This is a genomic window from Methylacidiphilum caldifontis, assembly GCF_017310505.1.
GTDB classification, from domain to species: domain Bacteria; phylum Verrucomicrobiota; class Verrucomicrobiia; order Methylacidiphilales; family Methylacidiphilaceae; genus Methylacidiphilum; species Methylacidiphilum caldifontis.
In genome coordinates this window covers 1454516-1466397 of sequence record NZ_CP065957.1, presented here as the reverse complement: position 1 = coordinate 1466397, position 11882 = coordinate 1454516, and the positions used below count along the sequence as shown (strand labels likewise).

11 protein-coding genes are annotated in these 11882 nt (G+C 41.5%); 2 read left to right on the top strand and 9 right to left on the bottom strand.

What is annotated here, in order from left to right; all coding sequences use genetic code 11:
* From IT6_RS06860 to IT6_RS06845, 4 genes are all read right to left on the bottom strand, one after another.
* Nucleotides 1-1386: an efflux RND transporter periplasmic adaptor subunit gene (locus IT6_RS06860; protein WP_242524141.1), complete on the bottom strand. Its 1386-nt coding sequence runs from the start codon at nucleotides 1384-1386 to the stop codon at nucleotides 1-3.
* Between the two features lie 72 nt (nucleotides 1387-1458).
* Nucleotides 1459-1923 (bottom strand): hypothetical protein, encoded by a 465-nt coding sequence (locus IT6_RS06855; protein ID WP_134440214.1) that lies wholly within the window; start codon nucleotides 1921-1923, stop codon nucleotides 1459-1461.
* 17 nt (nucleotides 1924-1940) lie between these two features.
* Entirely contained in the window at nucleotides 1941-2951 is a 1011-nt protein-coding gene (gene floA, locus IT6_RS06850; protein WP_134440213.1) for a flotillin-like protein FloA, read from the bottom strand.
* 363 nt (nucleotides 2952-3314) lie between these two features.
* Nucleotides 3315-4733: an NfeD family protein gene (locus IT6_RS06845; protein ID WP_242524140.1), complete on the bottom strand. Its 1419-nt coding sequence runs from the start codon at nucleotides 4731-4733 to the stop codon at nucleotides 3315-3317.
* A gap of 169 nt (nucleotides 4734-4902) precedes the next feature.
* On the opposite strand from IT6_RS06845, the gene IT6_RS06840 reads away from it, so the two are divergent.
* Complete coding sequence (locus tag IT6_RS06840; protein ID WP_242524139.1) at nucleotides 4903-6537, top strand: outer membrane beta-barrel protein; 1635 nt, start codon at nucleotides 4903-4905, stop codon at nucleotides 6535-6537.
* Nucleotides 6538-6565: 28 nt separating this feature from the next.
* Entirely contained in the window at nucleotides 6566-6910 is a 345-nt protein-coding gene (locus IT6_RS06835; protein WP_206825712.1) for a DUF3088 family protein, read from the top strand.
* Between the two features lie 43 nt (nucleotides 6911-6953).
* On the opposite strand, the gene rlmN is transcribed toward IT6_RS06835, so the two are convergent.
* The 5 genes from rlmN to pyk all read right to left on the bottom strand — a co-directional run bounded on the left by rlmN (nucleotide 6954) and on the right by pyk (nucleotide 11858).
* Nucleotides 6954-8000 (bottom strand): 23S rRNA (adenine(2503)-C(2))-methyltransferase RlmN, encoded by a 1047-nt coding sequence (gene rlmN, locus IT6_RS06830; protein WP_206825709.1) that lies wholly within the window; start codon nucleotides 7998-8000, stop codon nucleotides 6954-6956.
* 36 nt (nucleotides 8001-8036) lie between these two features.
* Nucleotides 8037-8606, bottom strand: coding sequence for a dCTP deaminase (gene dcd, locus IT6_RS06825; RefSeq protein WP_134439819.1), 570 nt, complete (start codon nucleotides 8604-8606; stop codon nucleotides 8037-8039).
* A gap of 138 nt (nucleotides 8607-8744) precedes the next feature.
* A complete protein-coding gene (locus tag IT6_RS06820; RefSeq protein WP_134439818.1) occupies nucleotides 8745-9491 on the bottom strand; it encodes an alpha/beta hydrolase in 747 nt (248 codons plus the stop codon).
* Nucleotides 9492-9565: 74 nt separating this feature from the next.
* Nucleotides 9566-10420, bottom strand: coding sequence for an SDR family NAD(P)-dependent oxidoreductase (locus IT6_RS06815; protein ID WP_134439817.1), 855 nt, complete (start codon nucleotides 10418-10420; stop codon nucleotides 9566-9568).
* Between the two features lie 16 nt (nucleotides 10421-10436).
* Nucleotides 10437-11858, bottom strand: a complete 1422-nt coding sequence (gene pyk / locus IT6_RS06810; protein ID WP_206825703.1) for a pyruvate kinase — start codon at nucleotides 11856-11858, stop codon at nucleotides 10437-10439.
* Nucleotides 11859-11882: the final 24 nt, after the last annotated feature.

Genomic DNA, 11882 nt, shown 5'->3' with positions numbered 1-11882 from the left:
TTACATACCAGGCATTCCATGCATATGACCAGGCATCCCATGCATAGGGTTATGTTCCATGGGAGGATGTGCTTTGTTTTGTTCAGGCGTAGTTTTCATATTTTCTCTTGTCCATATTTTCAATGCTCCCTGGACTCGAGCTTCTGCATCAATCAAGAAATTAGCCCCACTGACTACTTGATCACCTTCTTTCAATCCCCCGCGGACGATGTAATAACCTTCGATTTTTTCTCCCAGATCAACGAATCGAGGTTCCAAATGACCTCCCCCATGATCTAAAAACACAACAAATTTTTCCCCGGTAGGAATAACAGCATCTTCAGCGATAGCAAGTTTTTTGCCAAAATCGATGATCGTTTTAAAATCAGCATACATTCCGGGATGAAACATGTGATTGAGGTTAGGGAGAACAACCCTAAGCTGCAGTCTTCGGGTTTCTTCTTCAAAATGAGGTTGAATGAAATCGATCTTTGATCGAAAGATCCTTCCAGGAAAGGCTGGGAAAGTTATTTCACAAGGAAGTCCCACGGTTATATAGCGTGATTGATCTTCTGGCAATTCAGCTAAAATCCATACTGTCCTAAGATCCACAATCCTTAACAAAGATTGGCCAGCAGTAAAATACATTCCTTCATAAATATTTTTTTCATGCACATGCCCTTCTACAGGCGAATGAAGGTCAAAACTGCCACGTATACCCTTAGCTGTCCGGACGTCTGTGACAGACATCGCCCATGCCCGTTTCTCAAGTTCTTTAATCTGCTCCTCATCAAGATCCCATACCCTCAACCTTGCTCTCACATGGTAAAATTGTTGATCAAGCAGTATGGGGTTATCTTTTTTAACTAACAGGCTTCTTCTCCATGCCCTATAGGCTTTTACATAGTCCATTTGAGCCTGTACCCAATCCTGGCTTAATATGGTGGCAAGAACTTCTCCTTTCGAAAAATGTTTACCCACGTAATTTGCATATAATTTTATGACATAACCATTTCCTCCCTTGACGTTGATGTCATAGACTTGAGACTCGTTAATAGAGACAATGGCTGGTGCCTTAATTTCAGCTTTCAAGGGGAGGACAGTTACCTCTTCGGTCCTGATCCCAATGGTTTGAAGCCGTTCGGGAGGAATAAAAAAAGGAGTTGTTTGGGACGGTTCTTTTTGGATTTTTTCAGCGCTTGGAGTCTCCAAGCTTGTTGAATAGACAGGGATAAGGTCCATTGAACAGATAGGACATTTGCCTGGGGTCTTTGATTTGACACTGGGATGCATCGTGCAGGTATAATAGAGAATTTCAGTTTTTTTTTCTTCTGACCAGAGAACGTGAAGCAAGAAAAATAAAAAGATATAAAAGAAGTAAAATGAGAATTTAATTAATCTTTTCATTCCTTCCATTAATCATTTTTGTGATTTTTGAAACAATAACCCTTTAATAAGCAATAGCAATGCATCTGATTTTTACCATTTTTCCATAAATGGATCTTTGTCTTGAATCGATCGAGGGGGACCAATGATTTCAGCCATTATAATCGCTCTTTTTAAAGCTGCTTGGTTTTTCAAAAAAAGGGCTATTTTTTTTGCTTTCAATTCTTTTGGCGGTGGTTCATTTTTATCAAAATCCTTTTCCCAGCTATATTTATTTTCAGTTTTTACCTCTTCAAAAACGGTTGAGGTGCTTTTCTCTTCCTGAAGTTGATGGGCCTTCGTATAGACAATAGAAAATTCCTTTTCTAAAGAGGATGCTTTCCCTTCCTGTTCCGATTCGGTTTTGAGTTGATCAAGACTCTTCGATTCCTCCTTTTCCCAAGGAAAAGGTTTACGAGCCGTAGGACCTTCCTGTTTTTTACTGCCTCTTCTCAGTCCATAAAGCAGCTGCAGTGCCACCAACAACACAAAAAAAAGGAAAGGAACCAAATCTCTCATAACCCGTACAAATTAAATCAAGTCGGACTAGCAGAAGAGCCTTCTGCTGAAATACTCGTCCGCATTTGGGTGTCAGCCTGGATATTCCGCAACCGGTAATAATCCATCACCCCCAGATAACCCTTTTTAAATGCTTCTGAAATAGCCACCGGAATTTGAGATTCAGCTTCTACAACTTTTGCTTTCATTTCTTCTACCTTTGCTTTCATCTCCTGTTCCAAAGCCACAGCAGCAGCCCTTCTGACTTCTGCCTTCGCTTGGGCTACCCTTTTATCCGCCTCGGCTTGTTCAGCTTGTAGCTTTGCTCCCACATTGTCCCCAATGATCACCTCGGCAATATCGATGGATAAAATTTCGAACGCTGTACCTGAATCCAACCCTTTCTGGAGGACGATCTTAGAAATCCGGTCAGGATGTTCTAACACTTCTTTGTATGTATTAGCCATTCCAATAGTCGTCACTATCCCCTCTCCAACTCTAGCCACAATCGTTTCCTCGGTTGCTCCCCCAACAAACCTTTCCAAGTTTGTTCTGACCGTCACTCGTGCTTTGACTTTAACCGTTATTCCATCTTTTGCTACTCCAGCGATATGTGTAGGACCACCACCGGTTTGGAAAGGACAATCGATAACCTTGGGATTAACGCTAGTGCGCACAGCCTCAAAAACGCTTTTCCCCGTTCCTATCGTGGCCAGATCGATGGCACATGCCCTGTTGAAAGTCAGGGGAATTCCAGCCCTATCGGCAGCAACCAAAGCTCTAACCACATGCTCAATATTGCCCCCTGCTAAAAAATGAGATTCCAATTGTGCCGTCGAAATAGAAAGACCAGAACGAACAGCCGTAATCCTGGTATTGACAATTAAAGAAGGAGGGATGCCTCGAAGTCTCATGGCTACAAGATTAAAGATGCTGACTGCAGCCCCTGTAATCATCGCTTTTATCCAAAGCCCGATGAAATTAAACAAAATGGCTGCAACAATAAGCAGGACAACAACCAAAAAGCCGATCAAAATCCATCCTATCATTCTTTTCCCTTCGGTTTAAAACAATCTAACTCATCAAAAGCCAACACTGCTGCCCTTCTTTTTTTCTGCTCTTAATAGCAACTTTTTTCTCTTTATATATAATCCCGTTTATCCTTAAAGCTTGATCAATATATATCCTATTTTAGATAGCTCCTCTAATCTTTTTGACATCTTCTCACCAAACCTTCATGGCTGGCAGGGGGGTTCGTTCCAAACTTTTATCTTGAAAGAGGTCATATTATATTGACCGAAATGAGCTATAATAACCCTAAAAAATCCTTGAGCTTTCTTGAGGAAAAAGATTGGAAAAATGATCCTTCGGTAAATATTAAACGACAAAAAAACAGTTTTTAGCTTGATTGCTTAAGTTGTCCTAAACTTTCTTTTTTTCAGAGGTTCTACTACAACCCGTATGCCTTCAATCTGTACAATCTGGATCGGTGTCCCTGCAGAAACAAATTTAGCCGGAGTAATGACATCAACGATTTTCCCATTAAATTTTCCAAGCCCACTTGGTCTGAGAACAGTGAGCGCTTCTCCTATCATCCCTGTTGTAAGACCAGAAACTCCCTCATTCCTATCTTTGGATACTTCATTTAATATCATGTGGGTCTTGGCAGGAATAAAACGGGATAGAATATAAATGAGCAGCAATGAAATGCCCAAAGTAACAACAAGAGAAAGTATCGCTTCTTTTATTCGAGAAAGCCAGCTGCCGAAACTTTCAGAGGGTATTTTTTCAGAGTTAGCGGCAAGTAAGGCAACGAGAATGATCAAAAAACCTATTAATGTTGGAATGACAAGTCCGGGAAAAACAAAAAACTCAAAGAGAATAAGGGATAAGCCCAAAAGAAAAAGAAAAAAAGGTTCCCAACCACTCAATCCAGCAAGATAATGACCTAAAAAATAGAGAGAAAAAAACAATAGACTAAGTAAGCCTAAAACTATCCCACCGGTCTGTAATTCCAAATAACCAAAGATTAATCCGAGAGTTAAAAAAATAGGGCCAAGCAACGTCATGATTCTACCTATTTTTTCAAACCCGGTTGGTTTCAGTATAACCAGTTTATAGGGTAGGGCTGAAGCGATAGCTTTTTGAGCCAACTCTTCAAGATTTTGAACGATACCTTCTGCCAAAAGGGCTTTTGGAGGATGTCCATATTGCTTGCAAGCTTCGGAGTCGGTTAAAGTCAAAATTTTCCCCTTGGGAAGAATTTCAATCCCATCGATAACAAGCCCGCTATCCCTATCCACCATGGCATTGAAAACCGCTGGATTATGACCATGCCGCTCTGCAATAGCACGGATCAGTCCTTGGTATGCAGAAAGAATTTTTTTTTCATAACTTTCAGGCAGGTTTTGTACTCCTCCTTGAGGGGAAAAAAGAACAGGGCTAGCCGCTCCAATGACAGAACCTGGAGCCATATAGATGTGCCTACAACAAGCAGCAATAAAAGCCCCAGCCGAATAAGCTTTGTGATCTATGAATGCATAAGTGTTTTCTTGGGCAGGAAACCGTTCAATTTCCCTAATGATTTTTTCCATTGACTGAGCCAGACCTCCTGGAGTATCCAGGTCAACAACTAATGCCTGAGCTCCACTCCTGATCGCTTCATTGACAGCTCGTTTGACGACATAAACCATGGATTGTTCGATCTCATCTTTAATGGGTATAACATAAATGATTTTTTCCTTCTCCGTTTTTACTGTCTGCGCTTGGAGAAAAGAAAAACAAAGGGAAAAAAAGCCTAAACAGAATACCGCCAATCTGCACGCACCCATCTTTTTGTTCATGCGGAATAATCCTATCATGGGTACTTCAAAAAAGATTTCTTTTATAATTAAATCTCTCTTTTTAATTTATTCCTAACATAGTTCTAGGTCATTAATGTTTCATTTCCGTATTGACAACTAGGCTCTTAGTTTGAGATTTTTTTAAAAGCAAATCGCCGTGAAGCATTTATTTTTTAATTTTACCTACCGATTTCTTTTATCCTCTTTCTATGCTTGCACGGGTCTAATCCTTCTTCTTAGCTTTTCCCTATCTGCCCTAGGCCAAGATTCAAACCCACAAAACCCTCCTCAAGCCAAAAAGAAAACTTCCAAGAAAGACAAAAGGAAAAACAACCCTAACAACTCTATAGATAACGCCATCATTGAGGAGAAGGACAAGCAGATCGAGGAGTTGACAAAGAAACTTGAAGACCAAGGTATACCGGTGCAGGCGAACACCAAGGGGATAGTGCTCAGTGGCTATGTGGACGCTAGCTACACCTACAATTTCATTAACGCACCGGCTTTTAACAAGGTACCCGGTTTTGTTCCTCCACCGGGCTATGTAGGACCGACCAATACGGCAGGGTTTGCCCAGGGTTACCCGGCGATACCGGGCAGGGAACCGGTGGATGCGATACCGGGGGGAGGCTTTAACATGAACGCTTTCAAGCTTGCCTTGGAAAAGCCGCTAACCGATGAAAACCGTTGGCAGGCAGGTTTTAGGGCTGATCTCATCGTGGGACAGGATGCGGTTGTTGGAGCTCCGGATGCGATCACGGGTCTTGGGGTACCTTTCAGTTCCTGGTATTCGTTTAACACTTCAAGTTTTTGGCTTGAACAAGCTTACGTGATATTCCGGGCACCGGTGGGTAACGGGTTGGACATAAAGATTGGGAAGTTTGTGGATCCAGCGGGTTACGAGGTGGTGGAGCGGCCGGTGAACCTTGATTTTACCTATGGACTGTTGTTTGCCAATCTTTTGCCGACGACGCTAACGGGGATGCAAGCGATTTACCGGTGGGATGATCAATGGACGAGCCGGTTTGGGATAGCCGATGGAGGGTTTAATGTGTCGCGTGGGGGGATGGAATATTTTGGTTATCTCAACAACATGATCAATAACAACGATGCTTACCTTTTATTTTTGAACAGCCAGTGGGATGCGAAGGGGAAGAATGCGACGCTTAGTGCGACGTTGATGTATGGGTTTAACGGGGTAAATCCTCCGGGTTTTGGAGCCTCACCGATAGATGGGGTAGCGCAGCCTTATGGGATAGCGCAAGGGATAAGGGGAGAAGGGCCATTTAACCAGAACAATGCATTTTTTCTAGGGGATGTATGGGGATCGTGGGCGCCGAAGTTTGCGCATGATCGGCTGCTCTTGGGGTTTGAGTTTACGGGGGGATTTTACAACAACAACGTGACGGTAGTGCCGGCGGCTGTGAGTGGGTTGCCGCTGGATTTATCCAGTGGACCATCGAACTGGTATGGGGCATCAGTGCACATGAAATACCAGATAACGGATATTATCAGCATAGCGCAAAGGATGGACTGGATGGAGTCGGGATGGAACTCGATTCTGGCTGGGCATAACGCACCGACTGACATATGGGCGTACACGGCGACGATGGCGTTTGATTTAGCGGATAACTTCATGATTAGGCTTGAGTACCGGATGGATTGGGGTAAAGGAGTGCTCGGTTACTACGGTTATCCTTTCCAAAACCCCACGGGTAGCCCAACAGCTCTCCTAGGAACGTCGAATGGACCGGTTTATTTCGTCGGCTTGGAGTTTGTCTATAGCTTCTAAAGAGTTAGATTGTTAATAAAAAATAATTATGAAACCCATACTTTTTCTTTTAAAACCAGGGTTTTACGACGGACTAGGTGATCCTTTTTATTGTCCCTATTGTATGATTTTTGAAGGCGTATTAAAAGTTTATCCACAATTAACCCAAGAATTAGAAGTCCGTCACGTGGATTTCGTAAAACCCAGACACCAAATTATCGAACTCATTGGGGAAGAAAACCAGTCTTGCCCAGTTATCCTTTTCGATAAGACTCCCAGTTTTTCTTTGCCTTTCAAAGTCCACCAATATGGGAACAGATTTTTCCTCAATGAACCTGAAGAAATAGCTTTATATTTGTCAAAAGTTTACAAAATCCCAAGAGCCCATTTTTAACAAAAAAGCACAAATAGCGATGTCTTTACCCCTACTATCCTCATTAACTTGCTTTTTCTTTCGAGATATAACGAAGTCTCAGTTGCCCACAGGCTCCATCGATATCCCTGCCTCGTTCTTTTCTTACAGACACCTCAACGCCCTTATTTTCGATCCAACGCAAAAAACAGAGAAGTTCTTTTCTATCTGGTGATTTCCAGGGGAACAGGCTAACTCTATTATAAGGAATAAGATTTACTTTAGCCCTAAGAGACCGAGCTATTCCAGCTAGTCGGTCCGCATCATCTAAGCTATCATTAAAACCAGCAATAAGAATGTATTCCAGGGTTATTTTCTGTTTTCTTTTGGAACAAAACTCTTCACAGCTTTTAATAAGCTCACTTAATGGGTATTTTAGGTTTATGGGCATGATCTTGCTGCGCAACTCATCAGTCGTGGCATGAAGAGAAACAGCAAGACGAAAAGGCAAAGTTTCATTAGCTAGTTTTCTAATACGCGGAGCCACACCACTGGTAGAAATGGTTATTTTCCTTGGGCTCATTCCTATACCCAATGGAGAAGAAATGAGTCGGATGGATTTAATCAGTTGATCATAATTGAGAAGGGGTTCCCCCATACCCATAAACACAATATTACTGATTCTTTCTTTAATAGTGGATTCGCAAAGAAGAATCTGCTCAACAATTTCCCCACAAGAAAGATTTCTCTCGAATCCAAAAAGGCCACTAGCACAAAAGCCACATCTTAAAGCACATCCCACTTGGGTAGACACACAAAGCGTTAGTCGCCTTGCTCCTTCCCTTGTATCTATTGAGGGGATAAGAACGGTTTCTATCGTATAACCATCGAAAAGTTGCCATAAAAATTTTCTTGTCCCATCTTGTGATTGTTTTTCTTGAATTAATTCCAAGGATCTAATTTGATAGTTTTCAGTTAACTTTTTCCTCAACTCACTGGGAAGATTAGTCATCGAAGAAAAGCAAAATACTTTTCTTTTGAATATCCATTCCGAGACTTGTTTTGCCCTATATTCAGGTTGAGAACTGAAAAAATCCCATTCAGAGGGTAATTGATCAAGAAAGAATTTCACCTATTAGAATTTGATAAAAACAACTAAAAGATCAAACTATAACCGCGGGACAGTAACTCCTTTCTGATACATATATTTTCCCCTTCTCTCAGCATAAGATATAGAACAGGGCTCAGCGGCCTGGATAAAAATGACCTGGGCAAGACCTTCCTCAGCATAGATTTTTGCAGGAAGAGGGGTGGTATTTGAAATTTCCAGTGTGGCATAGCCTTCCCATTCAGGTTCAAAAGGAGTAACATTGACAATAATACCACAGCGGGCATAAGTGGATTTTCCCAAACAAATTGTAATCACATCCCTGGGTATTCTAAAGTATTCCACACTTCTAGCTAAGGCAAACGAATTAGGCGGTATAATGCAGCTGTCTGCCTCTATTTCAACAAAAGAGCGGTTATCGAAAGCCTTAGGATCAACAATGCTATTAAAAACATTGGTAAATACTTTAAACTCCCTAGAAACTCTCAAATCATATCCGTAACTTGAAAGACCAAAGCTTATCGCAGCTGACCCATCAACTTTTTTTCTTACCTGCCCTTCTTCAAAAGGCTCGATCATCCGATGTTGCCTTACCATTTGCCTGATCCAATCATCGGAATGTACTCCCATTACTTTTTCTTCCTTTTCTTCTCAATTACAAAAATCTTTTTTCCAAATCGATTTCCACGCTATAAGCTATTGGCAATCATCTATTTGGACCTTAACTTCTTGAGGGTTTTTACCCTGGAATTCGAATAAAACGACTAGTTAGGCTATCAACTTCAGCTCTTTTATCCAATTGACCACCGTTTCAGCCATGAAAGAGTCATGGGGAGGAGGGAAAAGATGATCACAGTCTGGAATTTCAACTAGTTTTTTGGGTTCAGAAGCAAGAGCAAAAAGATCCCTGGAATCTTGGGGAGGAACAACATCATCAGCCAGACCATGAATAAAAAGCCAAGGAATACGGATTTTCTTTGCTGCTTCCTTCACATTGTCTATACGATTCATATCCTCTATTAAGACTTTGGAAAGAGGAAACTCCGGCATGTCCCACATGTAACCTTGACCTGGGGTAACTGTTCCAAATTCACGTTGAGCAAACGCAGCGGTGTAAGCCATTCCTGCTAATGAGATCAAAAAAGAAACTCTTGGGTCTTTACTTGCAAATAATACACCCACAGCAGCTCCCAAGCTATGCCCCACATACCCATATTTTGTCCATCCTGCAAAAGCATTAAACACCGATTCCAAATCCCCAACTTCCTTAGTTGGGCTAAATTCTTCAAATTTCCCTTCAGATTTGCCATGTCCTGAAAATGAGAACCGAACGGAGTGTATCCCATTTTTTGCGAGACAGTTAGATAATGTAACGAGCATTGGCCGGTCTTTATGTGCAGTGATACCATGAGCAATAATAACAAGGGTATTGTTATCTGCAGATCCAGGTGTATAAACAAAATCCAACCGTTCTCCATGAGCATTTCGAATTTCTGAAGGAATTGTATGTTTCATATTGCTTCTTTTTTAACGAGAGGAAAATTGGCTGTCAAGTCTCTCTCAAAGAATAACCTTTTATTCAGCGTTTATTATTGATGTAGAGAACAGCTTAAGTTGTCTTTTTTTGAAGTACTCCTTTTACATTGTATTGGCAAAAGGATTCGATAAATAGGTCTTAACAAAAAAGAAGGGGTTAAAGAGTGTAAAAAAGAAGCTATACGGGTATAAAATCCAGGGACATAAAAGGGTTTACCCGCTTTAGCCGCAGCTAATGCATCATTAACCACTTTTTCTAGTGGAACCCACATGAATGGAGGCACAAAAGGTTTCTCATCGACATTATTCCGGGAAGCTCTATAGAAAAACTCTGTATTTAATGGTCCAGGAGCTATAACCGTCACGGTCACCCCTCTGCCTTCGATTTCTAGCCTTAAAGCCTCAGAAAAAGCATGAACAAAGCTTTTGGATCCAGAATAGGCTGCACAAATGGGAATCGGTTTCCTGCCCACAATAGATCCCACATTAATAATAACTCCCCTTTTTTTTCGAATCATTTGAGGCAAGACTAACCGGGTTAAATAAGTCATGGTAATCACATTCAGTTCCAACAGAGACCTTAGCCGATCCAATCGAGATTCTTCAAAAAGTCCATAATCTCCACAGCCGGCATTATTGATGAGAATGTCTATGTCCATTCTTTCTGCGGTTAACCAATCGCAAAGAATATCTCTTCCTTCCTGACAACTTAAATCAGCGGGCATATAAAAAACCTTAAGGTGGGGAGATTTCTTTTGAATTTCTTCGGAAAGTGCTTGCAATCGATCGACTCTTCTAGAGGTAATCAACAGTTGACTTACTTCTAAAGAAAGTTGCCGCGCAAATTCCGAACCTAATCCAGAAGAAGCTCCCGTAACTAAAGCTGTCATTCCTCTGAAGGATTTCATAAATCAAAGCTCAAGCCTAGTGAATCTGATGGAGTAAAATATACCGATCCCTTTCCCCTCTTAAAGGAATTTCAGAAATCAAGACAATCTTTTGGCCACTTTCTATTCCTTTTTTCTTTAAATGCTGTTCAACCATCTCAATACTTTCTTCCTGGCTTTTAGGAAACACCACCAAACAAGGTTCAACCCCGTAATGGAGGGTAAGTTTCCTACAAACTTCTTCATCGGGACAGAAAGAATAGATTATAGAGTAACGAGGACGCAATCCAGCAATCAAGGTGGCTAGGTGTCCGAAACGGGTAAACACGCATATAGCAGGAGAACCTACGTCATCGGCAAGATGCACAGCGATTTTGGCTAACTTTTCTTCGTCGTTAACCAGTTCAACAAGGGAAGCATACCCTGCCCCTCCACTTTTTTCAGTCCTCACGGCCACCCGATCCAGAATATAGATACATTCCAAAGGATATTTCCCGGAAGCTGTTTCCCCAGAAAGCATAATACAATCAGCTTGTTCATAAACGGCGTTAGCTATGTCCGTGATTTCAGCACGCGTGGGCGCAGGATTCATGATCATGCTTTCCAAAAGATGTGTGGCGACAATGACTGGCTTTCTTTTCTGGATGCAGGATTTTACAATTCGCCTTTGGATGATAGGCAACTCCTCAAAAGGGCATTCTATGCCTAAATCCCCTCGGGCGATCATGATCGCATCTGAAGAGTCGATAATCTGGGAGAGGTTTTTTACCGCAAGCTGGTCCTCTATTTTCGCAACCACTTTTCCCTGGGATCCTTTAGAAATAAGAATTTGTCTTAAAAGATCACAATCGTTGGCTTCCCTGACAAAAGACAAAGCAAAGAAATCCATCCCACATTCTATGCCTAGCTGGATGTCGTTGAGATCTTTTTTGGTAAGCGGGGGTAGATTTATTCTTACTCCAGGAATATTAATGTGGCGCCTGCTTTTCATTACTCCCGCTGTTAAAACTTCACAACGCAAAAGATTTTTTTCCTTTGATATGACCTTCATCTGGATGTTCCCATTATCAACAAGCACTACATCTCCCACATGAATGTCATTGACAATATCGTCATAATTAACCGAAACCGAATGAAGATCCTCTATTTTCTCTCCTCTCACCGTAAAAGTAAAAATGTCTCCTGGTTTTAATTGCATGGGGTCGGGAAGATCACCCGTTCTGATAGCTGGACCTTGAGTATCCAGAAGCAGCCCTACATATTTACCTAAGCGTTTTGAAAATTCCTGGATAATCCCCACTTTTTCCCTTACCCAGTTCGGGTTTCCGTGAGACATATTGAAACGGAAAATATCAACTCCCTTTTCTATAAGAGAAAAAATTTTTTCCCCAGACTCTGTAGCAGGTCCCAAAGTAGCTATGATTTTAGTACGCCGTTTCCAGTTTTTAAAAGGAATCATAATTCGATTTTTCTTTTAAGGGTT